The organism is Pseudotabrizicola sp. 4114 (genome assembly GCF_031457365.1).
In the GTDB taxonomy this organism is placed as follows: domain Bacteria; phylum Pseudomonadota; class Alphaproteobacteria; order Rhodobacterales; family Rhodobacteraceae; genus Pseudotabrizicola.
Map to the genome: position 1 here is coordinate 301,146 of NZ_JAVDWP010000004.1, position 20,553 is coordinate 321,698.

Below are 20,553 nucleotides of genomic sequence, written 5' to 3' on the forward strand. Positions count from 1 at the left end.
ATCAGAACATTGGCTCAGTCACCCGGCCATCGGTCGGCATGCGTGACAAAGACGGGTTCGGTGCCCCCAGCAGCTTTTCGTGATCGGCGGTCGAGTAGTACCAGCCGCGCGCCGTGTTGCGCCCGGCAAAGGCGGATTCGTATTTCAACATCATCCGCCGCATCTGCGGCCCTGACACCTCCAGGGACACGGACCGCATCTCAAACGCGGCCAGGCGCAGCGGCGGCCAGACCGGCGCATAGATATGGTTCACGTGGCCGAGCGGCTGGAGCCAATAGGTGATCGCCCGCCCGCGCACATAGTCGGACCCCAGCGCCCGCACCTGGTCGATCAGCTCCGGCTGGCTTGGATCCTGAAAGAATGACATCCCGATTGCGCCTTCGGGCGCGGTGCCGCCGATGGGCAGGGGCACCGCTGGCACGTCCAACACCGTCGCCCCCCACCAGTCATGGCCGTCGATGTCGCGGAACACCCCGTCACCGCCCAGCAGAAACCGGAACAGCCCGTCAGGCGTGTCAATGGAGACCAGCGAAAGCCCCCCCACCACATCGGCACGGGGATCAAAGCCTGCCGGGAAAAAGCTCATCTGGTGATCCACTCTGTCAGGGCCACGGTCGTTTGCGCCACATGATCAAGTCCATAATCAGGCATCGCCGCCAACGGGTCATCCAGCGTGAAGATGCCCCTCGCCTCCAGGTCGATCATTGCATCTTCGGGGATTGCCACGGCCAGCCGTTCGACCAGCAGCGTCACAGTCGCCCCGTAGCCAGACCGCCCGACAACCGAAAAAGGCCGGTCATCATATGACAGGTTTGACCCGATCTGAATCGGGCGCAGAATGTCGGTTTCATCCACCACGATCTCACCCACACCGCGCGCGGCAGCAGCAACCACCCGGACCTTGGGGCGCGGTTCGACATACTGACCTGCCTGCCATGCCATATAGGTTTCCGCTGTAAGCCCACCTGAAACCATCCCGCTCAGCGGATCGACCATCGGCACCCGCAGCGCGTTTACCCTGCCGCGCAACCGGGTCAGAATGGCCCGGAACTCCAGCACCATTTCCGGCGGCAGCACCAGCGCGACCGCCCCGACAAAGCGCGGGAACCCGGAAACCACAGTCTGATCACCGCCGCCGGTATCCGGGCCGGAAGATTGCCCGCGCCAGTCGATTTTCCATGGTACTACGCTTGTCCGCACGAACAGACGCGGCAGATCAACTATCGCTCTCATCCGGTGGTGCCCCGTGCGTTATAGCTTTGTGCGGTCTGGCCAAAGGCCTTTTGCTGCTGCTGCGCCCCGGCCCGTGTGACATGGACAGACTGCATGGCGGCCTTTTGCAGCCAATGCGCCTCCAGTTCCGGGCTAAGGCGGATCTCCAGAACGCCACCGGCACCGCCTGCCGCCTCGACACCCAGGCGACCGTCAGCCCCGCGCTTGAGTGGCATGATCGCTTCCGGCCCGGCTTCGCCCATCACGCCCAATCCGCCCTGCATCGCAAATGCGGTGGCCCCAGCCACCACACCACCCTTGGCAAAGGCTTGCACTTTGCCGCCCTGAAATACTCCCCCATCGGCAAACCCGATGGCGCTCAGAACGCCGCCCCAAAGCTTGCTGAAAGCCGCCTTCGCCAGCATCTGCGCAAGCTGCTGCGCCAGCTGCCGCACCGCATCCTTGGCCTTCATCGACCCGGTGACCAGGCCGACAAACACGTTTTCAATCGTCGATTTCAGCGAGTCCAAACCGCTTTCCAGAGATCCGTTCGATCCCTTCAACGCTGCGCCCACCTCATCCATCGCTTCCCCGACCATCGGGGCATTTTCGCCGATCCCGATTGCAAGGCCCTCGGTGATATTCTGGCCATACCCCCGGAACACGCGGGATGGTGACCGGATGCCAAGGGCATCAGCGAAACCGTTTTTCAGGTCATCCCATTTGCCCCGCAGACTGGCCATCATGGAATCCCACTTGTCCAAGATACCTTGCTTCAGGCCGTCAACGATCTGCCCGCCAAATTCGATGAACCGCGCAGGCCAGGTACTGACCTCGGCCTTGATCGCCTCCCAACCCTCCACAAAGGCCGCTGCCACATTCGACAGCACCAGACCGAACACGGCCTTGATGCCGTCCCATGCGGCGAGCGTTCCCGCCACGGCAGCAGCGGAAAGCCCCTTGATGCCATCCCAGGCAGCCGTTGCGGTTGATGTGATCCCCGCCCAAAGATCGGTGAAGAATCCGCTGATCGGCTCCCAATAATAATAGATTGCCGCCGCAGCCGCGACGACCGCGGTGATGATCAGGCCGAACGGGTTCAGCAGCATGGCGGCGGTGACCGCACGGATCGCCAGCACCACGCTGCCCAGCGACGACACAACAAACCCCAGCCCCAGCACCAATGGCCCGGCAGCCATCGCCACTACCGCAAATTTTGCAGCCAGCGTCTGTGTCTCGGGCGAAAGATCCCGAAACCACTTGGTGGCATCGACCATCTTTTCCGAGATCATTTCCAGTGTCGGGGCCAGCGCAGCCGTCAGCTGCACCACCAGACCGCCTATCGCCGTTTTCAGCCGGCTGATGTTGTCGTTGAAATTCTCAGCCGCCTTGCCGGTTTTGGCGTCGATCACGATCCCCAGCGATGCCGCCTCATCGGTCAACGCCTGCAAAGCCGTCTTGCCGCCGTTCAGCATCGGGATCAGCTCGGCACCGGACTTGCCGAAAACCTCCATCGCCAGCGCCGTCTTGGCCGCGCCATCCGGCATTTTCGCCAGAACATCGGCCACGTCGCCAAGCACCGCCTCTGTGTCGCGCAGGGTGCCGTCAGCGTTCTTCACTTCGATGTTCATTTCCTTGAACATCGCAGCGGCTTTCTTGTTGCCGCTCGCCGCAGCATCCATGTTTCTTGACAGCTTCTGCAAGCCCGTCCCCAGTGTGCCCATCGCCACACCAGACATGTCTGCCGCATACTTCAGCTTGGACAGGCTCTCGATCGGCACACCGAACTTTTGTGCCGACTTCGACATCTCATCCGCAGCGTCCAGCTGCCCCTTGATCGTCAGGGCGACCCCGGTGCTGGCCGCTGTCATCGCGGCCCCGGCGATCTTCAGGTTTTTCCCGATGGCAGCCATCGACTTGCGCAGGCCCGACATGTCGCCCTGCGCACTCTTGACGCCTTTGGTGAATGCCGCGCTGTCCAGCGACAGCACCGCCCGCAACGCACCAACAATAGCCGCCATTCAATGCACCTCCGGCAAGCCCGCAGCGCTGACCTTTGCAGACCAGTCGCGCAAGGCATTCATCATCTGTTCAGGGGTCTGCCGCGCACTTCCGGGCGCGCGGGCCGTTCCAAAGAAGCGGTCAAAATCGGGCATCCGGCGCGGGCCGTGCCAGGCGTGGCTGTTCAGCACCGCCTGCGCATAGACCAGACGCTTGGCAATCTCTGCCTCGCGCTGGATGCGATCCCGCGCGCCGCGCAGGATCACCGTGATTTCACCGGGTGTGATCGGCCAGAACTCGCCAGACGGCAGACCTGCCGCCACCCAGTTGCGCAGCAGCACCGGCCAATCTATCGCGCCGCTGCCTTGCGCTTTCCCGCAGGGGCACCAGGGGCATTCGTATCAGCAGACTCCACCCCTGCAAACGCCAGCGAAAGCGCGCGCCCGATCAGATTGCCAACCTCTTCCAGCCCCAGCTCATCCATGATGTCGCCAGCCTCGACCTCGGTGCAGTCAAGCCCGGCGGCAAACAGGGTGCGCAGCGACACAAACGAAGAGCGGCTTTCGTCCGACAGCTCATCCGCCCAGTCCTGAATACGCCGCCCCGAATGCGCCTCTAGATCGCAGATGCGGTTCGCGGTAAAACGCAGCGAATGCGACTTGCTGCCAACCTTGAATTTGACCTCGCCCCTCATGCGACAGTGCCCCAGGTCATTTTGCTGGTAACCCGGAAGGTGGCAGCGCAGGTCATGCCATCCTCCATCGGAACTGTCGGGGTGCGTTCGCGCAGGAACCCCCGGAATGAACAGGTCACCCTCGGTGTGACCATATTGAACCGGATCATGATCAGGCGGGACTGCCGCTCTGCGAACATTTCCCGCAACAGCTCTTCGGCGTCACTGTCAGGCAACCAGTTCAGCTCCAGTGGCAGCTCGCCGGGGTCAGTCAGCCCCGGAATGAACTGCTTTAGGAAATCCGGCTCACCCATCGCCGTGATGTCTGCCTCCCCCCGCGACAAGGCGGGTGGCGTGACCGCCTTCAGCCCGGCCAGCAGAACGGTCGCGGTCACAGCCGCGATATTCGTGCCGACCAGAACTTCTGTCTGAAAACCAATGTCCGTTGTCATGTCCTAGCCCTCTTTGTGATGGATCATGAAATCCAGTGAAACCCGCGCCAGCAGCTCGCCCGCGCCCGTGTCGGGCGGCAAATCACGCTCGCCAACCTCGAAAACCCCGCTGACCGGCGGCGCAACCCAGCCCGACAGGGCCGCCCGCACCTGCGCCGCCAGCGCATCCGCAGGGGTGTAGCTGACCGCATAGCAATCAACCTGCACCCGGTTTTGCCGGTAGCCAGACGGCCCGTCATGCGCATAGTCAGGATCACCCGACACCACGGTCAGAACCACGCGCGGAGCAGCCTCCCCTTGCGGGTTCCATCCCCAATCCACCGGAACAGGGGCCAGCGCCGCCCCAAGATGCGCCCGCAACTGTGCCTTCACGTGATCACCCTTTCCGCGCCGCCTTGCGGGCAGCCCGTGCGAACGCTTTTTCAATTTCGGCACCCAGTTCGGTAGACAACAGCCGCAACACCTCGGCGTTGTTGCCATCCCAGGCTGCCCGCATGAACGGACGCGGAGCCATGATCCCGGTAAACTTGCCGGACTTCTGAAACCGTGGCCCGGTCCCGAACTCAAACAGATGCGCCAGCTTGGACCTGGACCCGACAAACATATTCACCACGGTCGCGGTGTCCCGATCCGGGTTGCCCCGCGCCTGTGCCTTGGTCAGCTTGTTTGACACACCCACAGCCCCCGCCTCGCGCGGCGACGGCGCATCTGCCCGCGCCGCCGCCTCGACCGGGGCCAGCGCCTTTTTCATCGCGCGCTTGGCGACACTCATTGCCGTGGATCTGGGCAGAGATTTCAGCATCTCATCCATTTCCTTGAACCCGGACCCCTCGGTCAGCTTCACAGGACAGCCCTCGCACAAGTGATTTCCAGCATCCGGTCATCATCCCCAGACAGCTTGGGCGGGCCGATGATGGCCCAGACCACGCCGCCGCCCTCCAGCCGGTCGGCAGCGGTGATCTGATTGGCCAGTGTCCCGCGCCGCACCCGGAACCGGGTCGCAATCTCTGCCACAACCGAACCCGACCGAAGCCGCTCAGCATCCGAAATGTCGCGGCGCTCGGCAAAGATCGCGTGACCGAACGGGGCAAACGCCTCGACCCGCTGCAACCCGTCATCCACCACGCCCTTGCGCAGAACGCGCAGCTTGTAGCGCAAAAGCCCCCGGCTCATGCGCTGCCCCATTCGCGCGGGCGCACATATCGCGCCTGCCGGATCAGCGACCGGCACCCGAAATTCAACGCGGTTTCCTTGTGATCCTCGACCGCCACCCCGGTATCAAACCAGTCTTTTGCCAGCAGGATCACTGCCTGCATCAACCCCTTGGGCGGCGTGACATGCCCCACAGTCGCAGTGATCCGCAGACCGGCCAGACAGGACAATCCGGCAAACGCCGCATCGGTGAACAGCACCTGCGGCTCATCAAAACCCTGCACCAGCCGAAATTCGGCAGGCAGCACATCCACCCAATCCGACCCGTCATCATAGGCGACAGCCGTGACTGCGCTGACCGGGGCCAGCGGCACCCACCAGCGCAGGCCCAACCCGGCCCAGGTGGTGAACTGCACCACGCGCGGGGTCAGCGGACGGCGCGCCGCAGTCTCCACCACCTCTTGCGCTGCCGCCAGATAGGCGGTCAGGGCCACATCATGATCTGTGTCATCCTCGGCGATCATCACCGCCCGCTTGAACGCCGCAACCGAAACCGCTTGCGGGGCTTCCCCGATCACCTGCATGGCCCTGCCCTTTCCTGTTCCGCTTCGGTCAGCTTACTTGCTGCCCTGTTTCGGGGGCGCGCCGGTCTTTGCAGCGTCAGCTGGTGCAGGCGGCTCATTCGGCTTGTCGGCAGGCGCGTTCATCAAGGCAGCCTCACGATCAGCAAGCGCCTTTTCGCGCGCGTCCAACTCCGCAGCCCGTGCCGCCAGAGCATCGGCAGCACCATCATCCACCACGGGCAAAACCGCCGCCTTGGCGTCGGGATCAAAGGGCACCGCTGCGCCCGCCGCAATCAGCTGCTGTGCATGACCGGGCAGAAAGCCCGCCGTTTCGCCCTTGTTGTAAACGGCATGCGAACGCAGCAACGTCAGGGCCACCAGCCCCGTGTATTTGTTGATCTTCATGGGAAATCCCGTGTCAGGTTGGATTGAAACCACGCCCCAGCGGTCAGGCCGGGGCGCAGATGATCACAAGGTCAGCGCCGGATCAGGCGGCCCAGTTCACGCCGCGAATGACCGAAATCGCCACATCGTTTTCGGGGGCAAGGTCATGCTCCGACACCGCGCGGAACAGGGTCTGATCGGTCTGGAATGCCGAGGTAGTGATACCACCCGTGACGGTGGCCGCTTCGGTGGACATCGCCAGGGTGATGTTCGCCGCATCCCCGATCATGATCTGCGAAAAGTCCGCAAAGGTCACTTCGGTCTCATTGGTGCCCGCGCCCAGGTTGGTCGGGATCTGCGACGACAGCCTGATCGGGAACCCTTTCAGGGTGCCGTTCTGGTCAATCGACGGGAACACATGATAGCCCGCCGCATCGCGCAGACCGGCCAGCCAGTTCTTGGCGCTGGCCCGCATGATCCAGCCGGGGCTGACCATGCCGACATTGGCATCCTCGACCAGCGACACGGCGCGGCGGATGGCGGTTTCTGCCGCCGCAGCCGTGGCCGCAACAGCCGATTGCAGGTTGCCACCCAGGCACCAGGAAATCAGACCCTTGGGGTTGCCGCCGGTGCCGTCATTGCGCAGGAACGCCAGATCCTCGCGCAACGCCATGACCTTCAGCAGATCATCGCGCACCACCATCGCCATGGGCAGACCCGACTGCCGCAGCAGGGTGTTCGACACCCCGACCAGCGCGGTCAGCTTCTTGAACGACATATCCACCGCGTCAAAGGTCGGATCGGATAAGACGATAACGGCAAGCTCTGCGCCATATCCGGCGGTTGCACCGCCAGTCTGCTTGGCGTGGCGCAGCTCACCGGCAGGCATCGGCACAGACCGCGCGCCCGAGGCGCGCACAGCCACGCGGCTGCGCAGCAGCTCGATCATCGTGGCGGCCATCGGGCGCGGGATGGTGATCCCGCCCGCACCATCGGTCAGGCCAGACAGTGAGGCGCTGATCCCGGAATGACCTTCGCGGTCAAGCACAGCCATAGCCTTGTCGCGATCCCCATTGGCCTGATACAGCGCGTGCATCAGAAAGCCGACCTCGGCCCCCTTATGCTCCGGGTTTGCCGCCTGTGCCGCCGCCGTTCCGGCCGCACCGGCACCGCCTGCCGCCCCATCGCCCGGACCCGCTGCCGCAGCGCCCGCTGCCTCCACGGCCTCTGCGCGCTTCACGGCCTTGTCAGCCGCGTCAAACGCAGCCTGTGCGGCGTCGAACTCAGCCGAGGCCTTGGCAATCGCCTCTGCATCCGGCGCGGCCACGGCCTCCAGCGTGCTGATGGCCGTGGCCTTTTCCTTCATCGTGTCGGCAGCGGCCTTCCGGTCGCGGCGCAGATCGTCGAGATTCTTCATATCCGTCTCCATGATGGTGGCCGCATCACGCAAGGCCACAGTTTCAGCCCCGCGAACCGGCTGCACCGGGCGGGGTCACGTCACACGCGGTTGCGTGATTTCAGATCAGCAGTTCGCCAGCGCTGCCGCAGCTGCTGCCTGCGCCGAGAACGCACGGGCGGCGGCCTTGGTCCGCGCGGGCTGCGGCGCATGCGCGGCAAACACCCGGTCATAGAATGCGGCCCGTGTTTCCATTGTGTCGGCCAGCTTGCGCCGGATCGCCTCGGCAGCCTGAAACACCGCCCCGCCATCGGCAGGGTCATCGGTCACAGACAGCAGCGCCGCCAGCGCATCGGGCGCGATACCCCGGCCCCGCGCCACATCGGCATGAAACACCGCCTCGAATTCATCCAGACCGCGCCTGATTTCCGCAAGCCCGGCATCGGTGCGTGGGTCTGCCCATTTGGCGCGGGCATGGCTCGACACATGAACGTTCCATTGATCCCCATACATATCGGGCTGAACCGGGGCAGCGGTTTGCTGAATGACCCCGATAGATCCGACATAGGCGCCAGATGTCATTGCGATGCTGGTGGCCTGCGATGCGATGGCATAGGCGGCAGACGCGGCCAGCGGATTCGCCAGCACATAGACCGTCTTTACCGCAGCCAGCGTTGCAACCGACGCCACCGCGCCCGCCAGCCCCAGCACCGTCCCGCCGGGGCAATCAACTTCCAGAACCGCCGCGCCAACATCATCAGCCGCCGCGATTTCCGCACAGGCCGCCTCGATCCCCGCATAGGTGGCCCAGCCCAGATAGCGTTCAAGTATCTCTGAATTCGGGGTCAGGATGCCCCGGATCGGCATGACAGCCACGCCGCGCACCGAAACAAACCGCTCCCCGCGCTCCACCTTCAGATCCGTGCCTGCCACCATATCCGACCGTGCCGCCATCGCGGCGGCAGGCCAGTCACTCGACAGGCATTCCCGGCCATAGACCGGATCAACCGCCATCAGCTGCCCACCGAGGCGGGCCAGAATGGAACCCTGTTTCATTCGTCCGTTCCCTCTTTTTTGTCCGACCCTTTGTCTTCACGGGTCATGTTCGATGGCGGATAGGGCTGCTCACCAGGCGGCAGATCATCCAGCTGTTCCAAGCGCCGCCCCTCCTGCCATGTCATCCACGGCCCACCGATTGCGCGGCTCAGCGAGTCGTAGCGTTCCTTGGTGGTGGCCATCAGCAGCGCCTCATAGTCATGGCGCAGGAACATGCCCGCGCGGCGCTCAGCCTCGGTCAGCACACCCAGCGACAGCTGCGCCTCGGTCAGCCCGCCCCAGTGCAACAGACAGTCGGTCTTATAGTCGATGGCCTGTTGCTGGCCGTTTGCCTTCACGCCGAATTCCAGCATCTGGAGTTTGGACGGCGGCACCCGGTAGATGGCCGCGATCTGCTCACGGTCAAACTTGCGGCTGGCCAGCAACTCCTGATCCGCCGCCGACAGGTCAAGCGACTGGATGTCATCACCGCCGCCGATGAGAGGAATCCCGTTTGCATCCGGGTCATTCAACGCCGCCCGCACCCGGCGCGCATTGCGCAGATAGGTTTCATCATCCTCATAGACATCGGCCATTTTCATGAACGCCCGCATCTGGGTGCCGGATGCGGCCCGCGCCGCCGCCTCCTGCCCGGCGAGCGCCAGCCCCATGCTCTCTGCCGCAACCTCCAGCGGGCTGCGGCCTGTCCAACCATCTTCGGCCATATAGCGCAGATGCACCATCGCCCGCACCGGCACCCGGCGTTGCACCTGCGCGCCATCCTCGAAATCATAGTAGCGGTTGCGGTTGCCCGGCACCTCCAGCTCACTGCACCGATCCGGGCGGATCACGTCCAGCAAGGTCAGCTCGCCACTGCCATCGCGCGGCGCATAGGCATAGCTGCGCCCCCGGATCGCATAGGCGTAGATCAGCGTAAAGCGGGCGACCATGGCAGGCACACCCGGCGAAGACTCGACATTCAGCAGATAGCTGGCCGGATGGTCATAGACCTCGACATCCCGGCCTTTCTTGCCCTTCTGCATGACCATGATCGGGCACTTTGCCAGATCCCCAGCTATGACATTGCCGCAGGCGAACACCGTGGCATGACGCTGCGCAATTATCGGGGTCACGCGCGGCAGGGATTTGACCCGGCTCTGACTGCCCCAGCCCAGATCCCCCCACAGCGCAGGGTTCGGTTTCGCGGTGCCCGAGGTATCAGCAGCCATGGCTCCGGCAACACCTGTCCCGCGCAGGGCGGGTTCCGTGCGCGCAACCGGGGCAGCAGCGCGGGCCGGGCTGAACAGTCTGGATAGCAGGCTCATACCGTTTCAATCTCCCGCGCCTGGCGCTTGCCTTCGCCCGCCTCGGCCCTGCCCACCGCCATGATAGCGGCTACAGCGGCGTCGATCCGGCCTGTTGATTTCTGCTTGTTCGGCTTCACGTTCTCGGATGCGTCTTCGTCCCGATGCACGTTGCCCACCTGCCATGCCAGCACCGGGTTACCCCCATGCCGGATGCGGTTCTTCGCCACCAGTTCTTCAAACCGCTTCATCGGGTTCGACATCGACTGATAGCCTTGCCGATGCTCGACCATCGGGAACCGCCGCTGATCCAGTTTCTTGGCCATGTATTTCATGCCCCAAGGGTCATAGGCGACCTCTTGAATCTTGAACTTTGACCGGATCCATTCCAGCCGCGTGATCAGGTCATCCTCATCAATCGCGCCACCTTGCTGCACCTCCAGCCAGCCCTGATCGCGCCAGCTGACGTACTCCCGTTTTTCCGACTGCGCCCGCGCGATGAACCCTTTGGGGCCAGACGGCAGAAAGGTGTAGGCGATCAGATACACCAGCCCGTTCTTGGGCACCGCAATCACGATAGCCGTGGTGTCCACCTTGTTCGACAGGTCGATCCCGACCCAAGCCTTTTCACCGAACAGGCTTTCAATGTGGATCGGCGCAGCAGCTTCGCCATGATCCCAGACATCGCGCCCGATCCAGTTCTGCGCGCCCTCGGTCCAAAGATTCAGGTGAAAGCGCCGAAAGTTCGGCATGCGCCCCGAAATATCCTGCGCCTTCTGTGCCGTCTCGCGCATCCGCCCGACCGGCTTGCTGATACCCAGATTCGGGTTCCCCATCGCCCAGGCAACCGGGTCCATGGGATCACAATCGGCGGGCGGCTCGGCCACATATCCAAAGAACCGATCATCCTGCACATCGCCGCGCAGCACGCTTTCGGCGTAGCCCCGCAACTCGCCACAGATCGACAAGCGGTCATGCCCCGCCGTGGTGATCACCCAGTCAATCGGCTGCGCCCGCGCGATCATGGATTCTACAATCGTTTCGGCCAGCTCCCGATCGGTCCAGCGGTGCATTTCATCCCGCGCCAGAAAGCTCGGGTTGATCCCGTCCGAACTGTCGCCATCACGCGACAGGCACTTGATCATCCCATCGGTGCGGCTGGTCTCGATCGTATTGCGCCACACCCGCATCAGCTGGCCCAGCACCGGGCTGCGCCGGATCATCCGCCCGATGCCCTTGAACAGCAGTCCCGCCTGATCCCGCGTTGTCGCGGCGCAATACCCCTCGGGCGACTGCTCGCCATCAAACAGCTGGGTGAAGATCATCGGCAGCGCCGTGTCTGTCGTCTTGCCGTTCTTCTTTCCCACTTGGTGGTACGTGTCGCGGAACCGGCGCAGGCCGGTATCCTCGTATTTCCACCCGAACACCGAACCATGACGGAACACCTGCCACGGCTCCAGCGTCAACGGCTGGCCCGCCATCGGCCCGGCAGTGTGCTGCAAGACGTTCCCGAACCTGACCACCATGCTGGCCGCTTCGCAGTCAAACACCAGCCCGCGATCCCGGCCCGTGTCCAGATCCAGCAAGTGCCGCTCACAGGCCATTCTGACCAGATCGCCCGCGATCACCTTGCCGCTGATGACATCCAGCGCATAGCGGGAAACCGGATGGTCAACCGGGTCCATTTTTCAGTTGCTTCATCAGGTCATCAAACAGATCGCCCTGACCTGTCACCTTCAAGCGGGCCTCATCGACCGGCGACAGCCCGAACAGGGCAGCACCCCGCGCCATCGCGCTCATCGCCTCCTGCTGCTGCCCCCAGCTGGCCGTCTTCTTTTGCTGCAAGCCGTTGCGGGTTTTCGTCTCGTAATACTTGCCCTCGATCGCCAGGCAGGCCGTGGTCTCGATAAAGTTGGCGACCGATTCACAATAGGCCGCGAACTGATACACATAAGACGGCTCAAGCCGACCCTTGCCGACCAGAACCCCGGCCAGCTCATCCCAGACTTTGCGGGCGGTATCGCTCATGAACTCAGGCGCATCCGGCACGGGCCGGGGGGCCACATCGCCTTTCATCGGAATCACATTCCGCAGATCGGGCTTTGCCCCCTTCATAGCAGCCCCCTATCCAGACCGTTTCCATTCAAAACCACCCCTGGCCAAAGCCCCCGAAGGAACCCTAACCAGTGGGCTTTTTTCCCCAATTCAACCCGCACAACAAAACGGGTTACCAGCGCGGTTTCTAGTTGGGGGCCTTGGTTTTTTGACCCCCCCCCCACGCCTCGCGTTGACCTCCCGCATCGTCTTGCGGCTGTGACAGGACCGACACAGACCCTGCCAGTTGCCTCGCGCCCAGAACTTTGCTCTGTCGCCACGGTGTGGGTCACGGTGGTCAACCTCTGTCGCCACCACCACCAGCCCAAGTTCCTCGCAATCCACGCACAACGGATGCGCCCGCAGCCATGCCTTGGCCGCGCGCTTCCATGCCGGATCGGCGTAGAGCGCTGACCCGCGCAGCGCATCGGCACTCAGCTTGGCCTTGGCCCGGTGCAGCCTTGCCTTGTCCTGGCGCGCCGCCTCGTGGTCAGCACAGCGCGACAGACCGGGCAAGGCCAGGTCATCGCAGCCTGCTGCACAGCAAACCTGCATCAAGGCCATAGGCCACCACCATGTTCGGGAAATGCGAAAAGCGCCGTCAGGTTTCCCCAAGGCGCAGTTTCAGATCATAGGAAGATTGATAGGACCGGATGAGGTAAGCCGTCAATCCCCTTTTTTCAGATCACAGATGGATCACCTGAATGTCGCGCCGCACGGCAGGCCCCGCCATCCGCTCCAGCGCAGCCGACAGCGCAGCGGTCAGAGCCTGCACCGTGTCGCCATAGACCGACCAGCCATAGGCGCGCAGCACGGCGCTGATGTCTTCATCAGCCAGACAGACCCGATCCACCAGCGCACGGTCAGGGATCGACGCCCGCGACCCGCGCACCGATGGCCGGATGCGGCGCACCGCCATGGCGCTGCCTGCCCCCACACGCGCCTGCAACAGATCTATCCGGCGGCTGGCCGCAAGCCGTGCCTCGGTGAACCCATCCGAGTCGCCGCGCCCGCCGGAGGGCATCGCCTCGACCGAGCTGCACCGCGTGGCACCAGCCGAATGCCGCTCGACCAGGGCGCGATAGGTGCGCCCCATGGCAACCTGACTGACCGTAAGCCCAAAGGCCCGGCCCTTGCGCGCGGCCTGTGCAGCCATGGTGTCAAACACATCCGCCCGCACCATCGTCTTGCGGCCCAGAAACCCGGCAGGCTTGAACACATAGGCATCCTGCCCATCGGGATAAGCGGCCATGAAATCAACTGCCCGCACCGGGCCACGCGCCGGGGCGCAGGGTATGTCATCGCCACAGACCGGCGGCACCATGCCCGCCTGCCGGATGACCTCGACCCGAGCGCCCTCATCCAGCGCGGCAAAGCCCTCGGCCCGCGCCCCACGCCCGACGATCTCATCAAACCTGTCCATCTTCATGCCGCAGCCCCATTCTCTTGCTCATCACCACCCCGCACCAGCCGTTCGCAATAGGCCAGCCGGTCTCGGTATCCGCGCGCCCATGCCAGTTCCTCTGCCGTGGCCACACCCGCCGTCGCCCGCTCATCAATGATCTGCAACTGCCGCCGGTTGTCCGCTGCGCGCTGCGCCAGATCCCGCGCGATGTGAACCGGCGGGCGCTTCATGCGGTGAAAGTAGGACCATGTTTCCACCAGTGTTCCCGCCGCCATCGCGCGCGGCCCCTCGACCGACCGGAACCAGCGCAGACAGCCCGGCAATTCCTCCAGCGGGCGGCGCTCGATCAGTTCCGCCAGCGCATAGACGGTGGCCGGAGCGGGCCAGATGTTGCGGGCCGTGCCTTCGCCCTTGGTGCGCAGCATTTCACACAAGGCGCGCAGCCCGGTGTCGGACAGATACGCCAGATTGTCGGCAAGCGAGTCCATTGCCGCCTGATGTTCGGCAACCGTGGTGCCGGTCTTTCGCCGGAAGCCCAAAGCCTCCAGCGGATCAATCAGCAGCAGCCTGATCCGCGCCCGCTTGCCCAAGGCCAGAACGCCACCTGCATCCCCGCCGTCTGCCTGTCCGTCACTGCCCGTCATCGCACACCCCATTTCTCAGCAAATTCCTACGCCTGCCACCTGCACCCACCGCCGCAACTTCGTTCCGTAAAGTCTTATCTTATCTATTCTTTTCTCTTCTTCTCTTGGGCGGAACAGTTCCATTCTGTTCCAGCACTGTTCCATTCTGTGCCGCCACAGAATTTCACAAAACCAGACTCAGCCGCCCGACCAATCCTCACGCCCGAACCAGCGCGATTGCGCCGCGTGCAGAATGGCCGAGCGATAGACCGCTGCTGTGCGGTTGCCGCGATGCGTGGCCTCGATCCACTCATCCATGCGCCGGATCAGCAGATCATCGGCAACCACTGCTTGCGAAATCTGATTGGCCAGCAACGCCTTGCGCAACCGCTCCAACCGCACCGCAACCGCCTTTTGCTCCTTGGAAAGCTGCGCCATTGCGCGCCGGTCCAGCGCGTCTTGGATCTGCTCCGTCACAACCGGATGCGCCAACCGCACGACGCCATCCGACAGACAGCGCGACCAGTTGCGCAGCGGCCCCAAATCCATCGCGCGCAGCTCACGCAGCCGCACCTGCGACACGCGCAGCATCGCGGCCAATTCTTCATCGTCATCCGGCAAGGTGCCAATCGGGCGCTCTGTCTGACACAGATCGAACAAGGCCCGCGCCATGCCCTGCACTTCCCACGATGCGAGCTTGAACGTGCGCGACGACAGCCAACGCGCCGTCTGCCATTTGACAAAGCTGTGCCCGTCAAGGCTCTGGTCGCGCCCGATAGGATAGGCGGGATAGTCACCCGGCGTCACCGCCACAAGTCGGGGCGCGGCACTCATTCCGCACCCCCTTCCAAATCTTCGGCCCAGGCATCGACCAGAACACCCCGGATCACGTCCGCGATGGTCACACCGCCGCCGGTCTGCGCTGCCAGCCAGGCCAGAACCTCTGGGGTCAGACAAAGCCGATCTACATTCACCAAAGCGCGCAGCGCGTGAATCTGTGCGATGAACCCGCCTTGCATCGGAACCAGATCAGGCGACCGACCGGCGCTGCGCACGACAAACCGCACATACTTGGGGCAGCACCCCACCTCGCGCGCCAGATCGACCGCGTTGCGCCGACCATCCAGCGCCCGCAAGATCCGGTCCCGCTTCTGCCCCCGCACCGTCACGCCGCATCCCCCCGCTGCAACCGCTCGGCCAGCCACGCGCTTTGCGCATGCGCCACATAGCGCCGTGCGGCGCGGGTCAGATCGCCCGCAGCAGATCCACCGGGCGCATATTTGCCCATGCGCCAGACCAGCAGCGGCAGGGCCATCCGATGGCCCCAGCGCCGCAGCTCGGCCACGCCCTGCCGTTCACAGCCCGCGCAGCAATAGATCTGCCAGCTGCGCGACGGCGCAAAATCCCGCCCGCAGGCCGGATTGAAACACACGCCCGCAGCCCATGGCGGCGCAGCAGCCAGCTCGGGCGCGGCATAGGTCTGAAACCCCTCGGGCACGAAATGCCGTGCCACGCCATTCGCGCAAGGCTGTTCCCGCATCACAGCTCCCCCGACAGAGGCGAAACAGCATCCAGCGGCAGCGTGTCCAGATGGTTGGCCAGGGCGCGCAACTGCACCGGCGTCGCGGAATCGACAAAGACATTGGCCAGCGCCTTGCGCGGCCCGCCCTCCCAGCCATCGCGCAGAAACACCAGCTGCACCGTGCCCTCCACCTGCGCCACCAACAACCGCAGCCCGCACAGGTCAAAATCCTGCGCCCCCTGCACCGTGGCAGCCTTTGCCCCGGATGCGCCCGGATCAATCAGCGCTTGCATCACACCAACTCCAGCAAGCTACGGGGATGCGCCGCCGCCGAAATATCGGCGCGCAGCAGGAACACCCGCATGTTGTGGCGCAGCGCATAGCAGCACTCGCGCCAAACCCCGTCAGACCGGTCCCATCCCACAATCGGCGGCACCACCACGCCACCGCAGCCGTGCAGCAGCGGCAGGCACCAACCCTGCCAGAAATCGCGGTCCAGCGCGTCAAGCGTGCCGCCCAGATCCTGCGCCAGCATGGCCATGGAATTGACCACGGGCGACACCAGCGTCAGCCGGTGAACCGCCCCCCACAGCGCCCATAGCGCCGCACCCGAGGCCAGAACATCGGCCTGCGCCGGGCGATAGCGCCCGCCCGGAAGCACCGGCCCGGTGAACGGCGTTGCCAGATAGCCGTAGCGCCCGCGCATGATGCGCGCCACGTCCAGCAGATCGGCATCGCAATGCAGCAGGTTCATGCCGTAATATTTCAGGCGCAGCCAATCCCAGTCAGGCCGGTTCGGAAACCGCACATCAACCCCCATCATCGCCCCCCGCCTCAACCACGATCCGCCGGAAGAATTCTTCCGCCTTTTTTTTAAGGTGAAAGGCGCGGATCTCATGCCGCCGCGCCCGCACCAGACAGACCCGTCCCCAGAATAGCCACCAGCGCGCCATCATCGCGCACCCCGCCGTGCCGCAGGTTGCAACGGCAGGCCAAAGAACCCGGCCCCCACCATCCCGATCAGCACAAACACATGCTCACCCCTTGGCAGGCTCACGCCCGACAGCCACAGCCGCACCGTTTTGGGGTCGATCGGCTGGCCCTGCCGGTTGCGGAAATAGGGCGCGGCCCGCTCGGCCAGATCATGGCTGGATGTCGCCTCGGGGAACGCCGCCCAAAGCGCGGCAATCACCCGGTTCATCTTGGCGTCATGGTCCAGCACGGCCCGGGGCAAAGAACTTTCCCGCCCGCTGCATTTTCGGAAGGAATCTTCCAACGCTCCACTCCTATGTTGATCTTGTGACGGATCAACAGCAGCTGCAGAGCGAAAGGCACGGGGGGACGCGGCGGTCATGCTGCGTCCCCTTCGGTTTGTTTGGTGGCATACAGGCGAACCGCCGCATACCCTTTAGCAATGTCACAGAAAGGAATCACGATATGGCCGGATGGCTGCGAAAACTCTTCGGCCGAAGCACCGACGTACCGCCGCAGCCGATGCCAACCATCCACGGCCAAGTCCAACTGATTGCGAACTATGTCCCTCCAACCCTCGGCCACCGCTTCATCGCACTTGATGTAGAGACGGCAAACGGCCACCCGGCAAGCATTTGCCAGATCGGCATCGCAACATGCGCACTGGACGGAGTGATCCGAACATATGGAACGCTGATCGACCCTGTTGACGCTTTCGACGACTTCAACATCAGCATTCACGGCATCGAACCCGAGGACGTTCAAGGAAAACCAACCTTTGACGAGGTTATTGAAGCCCTTATGCCTGTCTTGACGAGCAACACGGTTTTTCAGCACAGCAACTTCGACAAAACAGCGATCAACGCCGCATGCGAGTGGCATGATATCCCGATCCCACAAATTCAGTGGCATGACAGCGTAAGAGTTGCACAGCGCGCCTGGCCCGAATTCAAGGGCAACGGCGGACATGGCCTCGCGCACCTCAAGAATGCGCTCGGGCTGACATTCCGGCATCATGACGCCTTGGAAGACGCCCGCGCCGCTGCACAGGTCGTTCTCTTGGCTGAAAAACACACTGGCCAGACATTTGCCGAAATTCTTGCGCCACGCCGGAAGGTCCACCCCCCTGCCGTTCGCGCGCAAGGTGATGAAAACGGCCCCCTCTTTGGCCACATCGCAGTTTTCACCGGGTCGCTGTCGATTTCCCGTGAAGACGCAGCAAGCCACGCAGCTGGTGCAGGGATTTCGGTCAAAACAACCGTATCCACAAAGACCACCCTCCTGATCGTCGGGGATCAGGATTTGAGCGTTCTGGCCGGTCACAGTAAAAGCAGCAAACACCGCAAAGCCGAGGAACTTATCGCGAGCGGGTCCGCCATTCGGGTGATTGGCGAAAGCGAGTTCTTGGCATTGATTGGAAAGGGATGATGGCATCATGCTGCCTCACTTCTTCCATCGTGCGCTCTGACAAAGTCATCCGCTCGAACACTTATCGAACGTCGAGCAGCACCCTCGATCAGAACACCCCAGAATTTACTCGGCACACTTCCGCGCTGAAACCAACGGTGAACCACAACGATGTCAAGCGTGGGCTCAAGCTGTCGCGCGTCATCAAGAACCGCGCGGCGAGTCGGCCAGAGTGAGAGAATTTGACAAACAGGATGCTGCATACGCCAACAAGAATGACCAATTCGGTCATTTGTCAAGGGTCCATAATGGAAATTGCGACCAAACTGGTCATTCGGCAATCTGGCCACATGAAAACTCAGACCAGCGCCCGCCTCTCTGCGCACTTAAGAAGTGAGATGACGCCAGAGCGCATCGGTCACCGCATGATGCTATTTCGAGAAGCCCTGAATCTAACGCCATCTCAGATGGCCGACAGCTTAGAAATTCCGAGAACCTACTGGTCGCGCTTTGAGGGCGGCAAGCGAGCAATCACAGAAGACGTCGCGGCCATGCTTGTCGAGCGATTTGGCGTCACACTGGATTTCTTGATCTTGGGAAAATGGGACAAACTGCCGATGGATCTCGCAGACAAAATGCGAGCAGTCGAGGCGCGCAAAAACATCTGATCGAGGCTTTGGCCAGTCGCCTGGGCGACGATAGCCATTGCATAGAGCTTCGGGTTGCTACGCCAGAAGTCCAAGTCCACCCCCTCAACAAACCAGAACATTAGGTGAACACATCTTGGACGCGACTCGGCGGAGCTAGCAAGGTCAAATCTTACGTATGACCAATTCGGTCATTATTTGAGTTGACAATGACCGAATTGGTCATAATATCCACTCCATCGCAACCCGATGGAGGCATCATGCAGCGCAGCGACCTACCCAAACACGTGGCGCAGCCGACGACGAAGCCAGCGGATCGGCTCACGGTCAAATCCGTCGCCCCACATCAGCCTTCCAGCGCGATTGTGCGCAACCGTGTTCACAGCGGTATTGGTCGGCGGTTCGTCAGCATAGATTGCCGCCATGCCAGTCTTGACCCGCTCGGGCGTTGCGCTTCCGCTTTCAAGATCAGCCATCAAATGGAAATAGCGCTGCCGCAGGACCTTATGGTCGCGGGCGCGGCCTGCGTAGTCCCAAACCAGAGACAGCACCGACAGCAGCGCAATCGCAACACCGGACGCCACAGCCCAAGCAGGACTTTGGTTAATGACAGTGGCGACAGCAGCCGTTCCGAGCAGGATGTTCAACCCTGTGGAGGCCCGGTGCAGGAACGCGAACCACGCTTCGCAATCCTCATGATACATCGCGCAGCGCAGCAACTCAAAGCGCGCCAGATCTTCGGGGCTGGCTACCTTGGAGGCCTTACCCCCGGCGGCGTGCCCATGGGGGGCGATGGCCGGGGCGCTGGCGCTGATGGTGGTCGCGGTGTCGGTGGCCTTGGTGGGTTCGCGCATCTCTCGTTTCTCCACATGAATTTCGGTTCCTTTCAGGTTGCGTGGAAGGGGTCGAAGGCTGACCGCACGTTTGCCGCGTGCGGTCAGCACCAGAAGCGTACTCACAACATTTTGGGCAATCAATCGGAAAGGTCTACATGATGCGGCACCAAACCTATCGCCTCCCCAGCCCGCGACAGATTGACGACGCGCTGGCCGTGGTGCATTCCCCCGACCTTGTGGCCGATCAGCCTGCCCTGCGACTTGGCGCATGGGAAACCCTGATGGCCGAGCGCGGGCGGCGGGTGAACCTGATCCGCGTCAGCGCCATGCAGCACACCCTGCGCGACATGCGCGGCCTCGCCTGCCACCTGCTGAACCCGCAGGCCGCGCCATGATCTCCCCCCTCGCCGCCCTGCTGGCTGAATGGCATCGCACAGCCCCGGCCTATCGCACCCAACTGCTGCTTGACACCGTGACGCAAACCCCCGGCAGCCGTCTGACCTTTCCGGGCAACGCCGACGCGCAGCGGGGATGGATCATCCACCTGCACGGCGTGACCGGCACCGGGCGCACCAGCACCGAGGCCATGGCCGACTGGGAAGCTGGGGCACATCAGGCCGTCGAACGCGGCAGCCTGCGCCGCCCGCGCAGCCACGGCGAAGATATTGCCGATCTGCTGCATGAGGCGCGGCCATGACCGCGACACTCGCCGCTGTCGTCTTTGTGGCTGGCCTGCTTGCCACCGCTGCTGGCATCGGCGGCAGCATCACCTATGGCGAGAAAAAGTCAGAGAACCACGCGATGGCAGGCATTTGCCTTTCATTCCTCGGCCTGCTCTTGGCCTTTGCCTCTGGCGTCATGTTGCCATGACTCGC

General features: G+C 63.2%; 31 protein-coding genes. 5 read left to right on the forward strand and 26 right to left on the reverse strand.

The features are described from left to right. Nucleotide 1: 1 nt before the first annotated feature. The 25 genes from J2X53_RS11590 to J2X53_RS11710 all read right to left on the reverse strand — a co-directional run bounded on the left by J2X53_RS11590 (nucleotide 2) and on the right by J2X53_RS11710 (nucleotide 17,050). Nucleotides 2-586, reverse strand: coding sequence for a hypothetical protein (locus J2X53_RS11590; RefSeq protein WP_349037645.1), 585 nt, complete (start codon nucleotides 584-586; stop codon nucleotides 2-4). Next, nucleotides 583-1,233: a hypothetical protein gene (locus J2X53_RS11595; RefSeq protein ID WP_349037646.1), complete on the reverse strand. Its 651-nt coding sequence runs from the start codon at nucleotides 1,231-1,233 to the stop codon at nucleotides 583-585. Before J2X53_RS11595 ends, J2X53_RS11590 begins: the two co-directional genes overlap by 4 nt. Next, a complete protein-coding gene (locus tag J2X53_RS11600) occupies nucleotides 1,230-3,233 on the reverse strand; it encodes a phage tail tape measure protein (protein WP_349037647.1) in 2,004 nt (667 codons plus the stop codon). The genes J2X53_RS11595 and J2X53_RS11600 overlap by 4 nt, the downstream gene beginning before the upstream one ends. Next, on the reverse strand, nucleotides 3,234-3,554 hold the full coding sequence (locus J2X53_RS11605; protein WP_349037648.1) for a hypothetical protein: 321 nt from the start codon (nucleotides 3,552-3,554) through the stop codon (nucleotides 3,234-3,236). Between the two features lie 8 nt (nucleotides 3,555-3,562). Continuing rightward, a complete protein-coding gene (locus J2X53_RS11610; protein ID WP_349037649.1) occupies nucleotides 3,563-3,907 on the reverse strand; it encodes a hypothetical protein in 345 nt (114 codons plus the stop codon). Further along, entirely contained in the window at nucleotides 3,904-4,338 is a 435-nt protein-coding gene (locus J2X53_RS11615; RefSeq protein WP_349037650.1) for a phage tail tube protein, read from the reverse strand. The genes J2X53_RS11610 and J2X53_RS11615 overlap by 4 nt, the downstream gene beginning before the upstream one ends. A 3-nt stretch (nucleotides 4,339-4,341) precedes the next feature. Beyond that, a complete protein-coding gene (locus tag J2X53_RS11620) occupies nucleotides 4,342-4,710 on the reverse strand; it encodes a DUF3168 domain-containing protein (RefSeq protein ID WP_349037651.1) in 369 nt (122 codons plus the stop codon). Between the two features lie 4 nt (nucleotides 4,711-4,714). Continuing rightward, a complete protein-coding gene (locus tag J2X53_RS11625) occupies nucleotides 4,715-5,182 on the reverse strand; it encodes an HK97-gp10 family putative phage morphogenesis protein (RefSeq protein ID WP_349037652.1) in 468 nt (155 codons plus the stop codon). Continuing rightward, nucleotides 5,179-5,511: a head-tail adaptor protein gene (locus tag J2X53_RS11630; RefSeq protein ID WP_349037653.1), complete on the reverse strand. Its 333-nt coding sequence runs from the start codon at nucleotides 5,509-5,511 to the stop codon at nucleotides 5,179-5,181. Before J2X53_RS11630 ends, J2X53_RS11625 begins: the two co-directional genes overlap by 4 nt. Then, on the reverse strand, nucleotides 5,508-6,074 hold the full coding sequence (locus J2X53_RS11635) for a hypothetical protein (protein ID WP_349037654.1): 567 nt from the start codon (nucleotides 6,072-6,074) through the stop codon (nucleotides 5,508-5,510). The genes J2X53_RS11630 and J2X53_RS11635 overlap by 4 nt, the downstream gene beginning before the upstream one ends. Before the next feature lie 33 nt (nucleotides 6,075-6,107). Beyond that, the gene (locus tag J2X53_RS11640) at nucleotides 6,108-6,458 is read right to left on the reverse strand and encodes a hypothetical protein (protein WP_349037655.1); all 351 of its coding nucleotides are present in this window, start codon (nucleotides 6,456-6,458) and stop codon (nucleotides 6,108-6,110) included. Nucleotides 6,459-6,540: 82 nt separating this feature from the next. Then, nucleotides 6,541-7,854: a phage major capsid protein gene (locus tag J2X53_RS11645; RefSeq protein ID WP_349037656.1), complete on the reverse strand. Its 1,314-nt coding sequence runs from the start codon at nucleotides 7,852-7,854 to the stop codon at nucleotides 6,541-6,543. 105 nt (nucleotides 7,855-7,959) lie between these two features. Then, nucleotides 7,960-8,889, reverse strand: coding sequence for a S49 family peptidase (locus J2X53_RS11650; RefSeq protein ID WP_349037657.1), 930 nt, complete (start codon nucleotides 8,887-8,889; stop codon nucleotides 7,960-7,962). Continuing rightward, nucleotides 8,886-10,097: a phage portal protein gene (locus J2X53_RS11655; protein ID WP_349037857.1), complete on the reverse strand. Its 1,212-nt coding sequence runs from the start codon at nucleotides 10,095-10,097 to the stop codon at nucleotides 8,886-8,888. Before J2X53_RS11655 ends, J2X53_RS11650 begins: the two co-directional genes overlap by 4 nt. Before the next feature lie 92 nt (nucleotides 10,098-10,189). Beyond that, nucleotides 10,190-11,857 carry a terminase TerL endonuclease subunit gene (locus J2X53_RS11660; protein WP_349037658.1) on the reverse strand — a complete coding sequence of 556 codons (1,668 nt, stop codon included), beginning with the start codon at nucleotides 11,855-11,857 and terminating at the stop codon, nucleotides 10,190-10,192. Beyond that, on the reverse strand, nucleotides 11,844-12,287 hold the full coding sequence (locus J2X53_RS11665) for a P27 family phage terminase small subunit (RefSeq protein ID WP_349037659.1): 444 nt from the start codon (nucleotides 12,285-12,287) through the stop codon (nucleotides 11,844-11,846). The genes J2X53_RS11660 and J2X53_RS11665 overlap by 14 nt, the downstream gene beginning before the upstream one ends. Before the next feature lie 90 nt (nucleotides 12,288-12,377). Continuing rightward, a complete protein-coding gene (locus J2X53_RS11670; protein WP_349037660.1) occupies nucleotides 12,378-12,830 on the reverse strand; it encodes an HNH endonuclease signature motif containing protein in 453 nt (150 codons plus the stop codon). 121 nt (nucleotides 12,831-12,951) lie between these two features. Beyond that, a complete protein-coding gene (locus J2X53_RS11675) occupies nucleotides 12,952-13,695 on the reverse strand; it encodes a hypothetical protein (RefSeq protein ID WP_349037661.1) in 744 nt (247 codons plus the stop codon). Beyond that, entirely contained in the window at nucleotides 13,692-14,315 is a 624-nt protein-coding gene (locus J2X53_RS11680; protein WP_349037662.1) for a hypothetical protein, read from the reverse strand. The genes J2X53_RS11675 and J2X53_RS11680 overlap by 4 nt, the downstream gene beginning before the upstream one ends. A gap of 177 nt (nucleotides 14,316-14,492) precedes the next feature. Continuing rightward, on the reverse strand, nucleotides 14,493-15,128 hold the full coding sequence (locus J2X53_RS11685) for a hypothetical protein (protein ID WP_349037663.1): 636 nt from the start codon (nucleotides 15,126-15,128) through the stop codon (nucleotides 14,493-14,495). Next, nucleotides 15,125-15,463: a hypothetical protein gene (locus J2X53_RS11690; RefSeq protein ID WP_349037664.1), complete on the reverse strand. Its 339-nt coding sequence runs from the start codon at nucleotides 15,461-15,463 to the stop codon at nucleotides 15,125-15,127. Before J2X53_RS11690 ends, J2X53_RS11685 begins: the two co-directional genes overlap by 4 nt. After that, nucleotides 15,460-15,834 carry a hypothetical protein gene (locus J2X53_RS11695; RefSeq protein ID WP_349037665.1) on the reverse strand — a complete coding sequence of 125 codons (375 nt, stop codon included), beginning with the start codon at nucleotides 15,832-15,834 and terminating at the stop codon, nucleotides 15,460-15,462. Before J2X53_RS11695 ends, J2X53_RS11690 begins: the two co-directional genes overlap by 4 nt. After that, a complete protein-coding gene (locus tag J2X53_RS11700) occupies nucleotides 15,834-16,109 on the reverse strand; it encodes a hypothetical protein (RefSeq protein ID WP_349037666.1) in 276 nt (91 codons plus the stop codon). The genes J2X53_RS11695 and J2X53_RS11700 overlap by 1 nt, the downstream gene beginning before the upstream one ends. After that, nucleotides 16,109-16,639 (reverse strand): DUF1937 family protein, encoded by a 531-nt coding sequence (locus J2X53_RS11705; protein ID WP_349037667.1) that lies wholly within the window; start codon nucleotides 16,637-16,639, stop codon nucleotides 16,109-16,111. Before J2X53_RS11705 ends, J2X53_RS11700 begins: the two co-directional genes overlap by 1 nt. A 129-nt stretch (nucleotides 16,640-16,768) precedes the next feature. Beyond that, nucleotides 16,769-17,050, reverse strand: coding sequence for a hypothetical protein (locus tag J2X53_RS11710; protein WP_349037668.1), 282 nt, complete (start codon nucleotides 17,048-17,050; stop codon nucleotides 16,769-16,771). 203 nt (nucleotides 17,051-17,253) lie between these two features. On the opposite strand from J2X53_RS11710, the gene J2X53_RS11715 reads away from it, so the two are divergent. After that, nucleotides 17,254-18,216 (forward strand): exonuclease domain-containing protein, encoded by a 963-nt coding sequence (locus J2X53_RS11715; protein ID WP_349037669.1) that lies wholly within the window; start codon nucleotides 17,254-17,256, stop codon nucleotides 18,214-18,216. Nucleotides 18,217-18,503: 287 nt separating this feature from the next. After that, nucleotides 18,504-18,863 carry a helix-turn-helix transcriptional regulator gene (locus tag J2X53_RS11720; protein ID WP_349037670.1) on the forward strand — a complete coding sequence of 120 codons (360 nt, stop codon included), beginning with the start codon at nucleotides 18,504-18,506 and terminating at the stop codon, nucleotides 18,861-18,863. Between the two features lie 254 nt (nucleotides 18,864-19,117). Here the strand turns inward: J2X53_RS11720 and J2X53_RS11725 are convergent, their stop codons facing one another. Continuing rightward, nucleotides 19,118-19,801 (reverse strand): hypothetical protein, encoded by a 684-nt coding sequence (locus J2X53_RS11725; protein WP_349037671.1) that lies wholly within the window; start codon nucleotides 19,799-19,801, stop codon nucleotides 19,118-19,120. A gap of 32 nt (nucleotides 19,802-19,833) precedes the next feature. On the opposite strand from J2X53_RS11725, the gene J2X53_RS11730 reads away from it, so the two are divergent. From J2X53_RS11730 to J2X53_RS11740, 3 genes are read left to right on the forward strand one after another with little or no spacing between them, the layout of a single operon-like run. Next, on the forward strand, nucleotides 19,834-20,073 hold the full coding sequence (locus J2X53_RS11730; protein ID WP_349037672.1) for a hypothetical protein: 240 nt from the start codon (nucleotides 19,834-19,836) through the stop codon (nucleotides 20,071-20,073). Continuing rightward, the gene (locus J2X53_RS11735) at nucleotides 20,070-20,375 is read left to right on the forward strand and encodes a hypothetical protein (RefSeq protein WP_349037673.1); all 306 of its coding nucleotides are present in this window, start codon (nucleotides 20,070-20,072) and stop codon (nucleotides 20,373-20,375) included. The genes J2X53_RS11730 and J2X53_RS11735 overlap by 4 nt, the downstream gene beginning before the upstream one ends. Then, nucleotides 20,372-20,548 carry a hypothetical protein gene (locus J2X53_RS11740; RefSeq protein ID WP_349037674.1) on the forward strand — a complete coding sequence of 59 codons (177 nt, stop codon included), beginning with the start codon at nucleotides 20,372-20,374 and terminating at the stop codon, nucleotides 20,546-20,548. Before J2X53_RS11735 ends, J2X53_RS11740 begins: the two co-directional genes overlap by 4 nt. Nucleotides 20,549-20,553 lie beyond the last annotated feature (5 nt).

Excerpts from the sequence above, each read along its gene's own strand:
- J2X53_RS11590 (WP_349037645.1), bottom strand. The coding sequence starts at position 586 with ATGAGCTTTTTCCCGGCAGGCTTTGATCCCCGTGCCGATGTGGTGGGG.
- J2X53_RS11595 (WP_349037646.1), bottom strand. The coding sequence starts at position 1,233 with ATGAGAGCGATAGTTGATCTGCCGCGTCTGTTCGTGCGGACAAGCGTA.
- J2X53_RS11600 (WP_349037647.1), bottom strand. The coding sequence starts at position 3,233 with ATGGCGGCTATTGTTGGTGCGTTGCGGGCGGTGCTGTCGCTGGACAGC.
- J2X53_RS11610 (WP_349037649.1), bottom strand. The coding sequence starts at position 3,907 with ATGAGGGGCGAGGTCAAATTCAAGGTTGGCAGCAAGTCGCATTCGCTG.
- J2X53_RS11615 (WP_349037650.1), bottom strand. The coding sequence starts at position 4,338 with ATGACAACGGACATTGGTTTTCAGACAGAAGTTCTGGTCGGCACGAAT.
- J2X53_RS11630 (WP_349037653.1), bottom strand. The coding sequence starts at position 5,511 with ATGAGCCGGGGGCTTTTGCGCTACAAGCTGCGCGTTCTGCGCAAGGGC.
- J2X53_RS11635 (WP_349037654.1), bottom strand. The coding sequence starts at position 6,074 with ATGCAGGTGATCGGGGAAGCCCCGCAAGCGGTTTCGGTTGCGGCGTTC.
- J2X53_RS11640 (WP_349037655.1), bottom strand. The coding sequence starts at position 6,458 with ATGAAGATCAACAAATACACGGGGCTGGTGGCCCTGACGTTGCTGCGT.
- J2X53_RS11645 (WP_349037656.1), bottom strand. The coding sequence starts at position 7,854 with ATGAAGAATCTCGACGATCTGCGCCGCGACCGGAAGGCCGCTGCCGAC.
- J2X53_RS11650 (WP_349037657.1), bottom strand. The coding sequence starts at position 8,889 with ATGAAACAGGGTTCCATTCTGGCCCGCCTCGGTGGGCAGCTGATGGCG.
- J2X53_RS11655 (WP_349037857.1), bottom strand. The coding sequence starts at position 10,097 with ATGGCTGCTGATACCTCGGGCACCGCGAAACCGAACCCTGCGCTGTGG.
- J2X53_RS11660 (WP_349037658.1), bottom strand. The coding sequence starts at position 11,857 with ATGGACCCGGTTGACCATCCGGTTTCCCGCTATGCGCTGGATGTCATC.
- J2X53_RS11665 (WP_349037659.1), bottom strand. The coding sequence starts at position 12,287 with ATGAAGGGGGCAAAGCCCGATCTGCGGAATGTGATTCCGATGAAAGGC.
- J2X53_RS11670 (WP_349037660.1), bottom strand. The coding sequence starts at position 12,830 with ATGGCCTTGATGCAGGTTTGCTGTGCAGCAGGCTGCGATGACCTGGCC.
- J2X53_RS11675 (WP_349037661.1), bottom strand. The coding sequence starts at position 13,695 with ATGAAGATGGACAGGTTTGATGAGATCGTCGGGCGTGGGGCGCGGGCC.
- J2X53_RS11680 (WP_349037662.1), bottom strand. The coding sequence starts at position 14,315 with ATGACGGGCAGTGACGGACAGGCAGACGGCGGGGATGCAGGTGGCGTT.
- J2X53_RS11685 (WP_349037663.1), bottom strand. The coding sequence starts at position 15,128 with ATGAGTGCCGCGCCCCGACTTGTGGCGGTGACGCCGGGTGACTATCCC.
- J2X53_RS11695 (WP_349037665.1), bottom strand. The coding sequence starts at position 15,834 with ATGCGGGAACAGCCTTGCGCGAATGGCGTGGCACGGCATTTCGTGCCC.
- J2X53_RS11700 (WP_349037666.1), bottom strand. The coding sequence starts at position 16,109 with ATGCAAGCGCTGATTGATCCGGGCGCATCCGGGGCAAAGGCTGCCACG.
- J2X53_RS11705 (WP_349037667.1), bottom strand. The coding sequence starts at position 16,639 with ATGATGGGGGTTGATGTGCGGTTTCCGAACCGGCCTGACTGGGATTGG.
- J2X53_RS11715 (WP_349037669.1), top strand. The coding sequence starts at position 17,254 with ATGGCCGGATGGCTGCGAAAACTCTTCGGCCGAAGCACCGACGTACCG.
- J2X53_RS11720 (WP_349037670.1), top strand. The coding sequence starts at position 18,504 with ATGGAAATTGCGACCAAACTGGTCATTCGGCAATCTGGCCACATGAAA.
- J2X53_RS11730 (WP_349037672.1), top strand. The coding sequence starts at position 19,834 with ATGATGCGGCACCAAACCTATCGCCTCCCCAGCCCGCGACAGATTGAC.
- J2X53_RS11735 (WP_349037673.1), top strand. The coding sequence starts at position 20,070 with ATGATCTCCCCCCTCGCCGCCCTGCTGGCTGAATGGCATCGCACAGCC.
- J2X53_RS11740 (WP_349037674.1), top strand. The coding sequence starts at position 20,372 with ATGACCGCGACACTCGCCGCTGTCGTCTTTGTGGCTGGCCTGCTTGCC.